We start from the raw sequence: 321 nt of genomic DNA, 5'->3' as shown, positions 1-321 counted from the left end.
CAGAAAAGCACTATACCGCCAGCACCCAAGGCGACCCGGGTAAATCCAGTTACACGCCAACAGATAATGACGGCTTTAGCTTCGCTAAACTTGGTTTGGCGATTGACTCGGCGGTCCTCGGTGCATTGCAAAAGCCAACGCCGAGTAAAAGCAATAAAGAGTGTAAGAAACTGTCTGACACTATTACTGAGTGTGATTTAGTTGCGCCCATGCAATCAAGTGCGCCTAGCGAACCGCAAAGCGAGTTAGAGGCCATCGAGCGCCGCCATCATGAATAAGGGGTAGGTGATGATGAGCAGCATGGCATATATGCACGCTACT

At 50.2% G+C, this 321-nt stretch carries 1 pseudogene; it reads left to right on the top strand.

Annotated elements, in window-relative coordinates:
- A pseudogene (locus CWB98_RS24135) lies at positions 1 to 278 on the top strand (hypothetical protein); the annotation flags it as partial.
- Positions 279 to 321 lie beyond the last annotated feature (43 nt).

It is taken from the genome of Pseudoalteromonas rubra, assembly GCF_005887115.1.
Lineage (GTDB): Bacteria > Pseudomonadota > Gammaproteobacteria > Enterobacterales > Alteromonadaceae > Pseudoalteromonas > Pseudoalteromonas rubra_F.
This window is presented reverse-complemented; position numbering and strand designations above follow the sequence as displayed.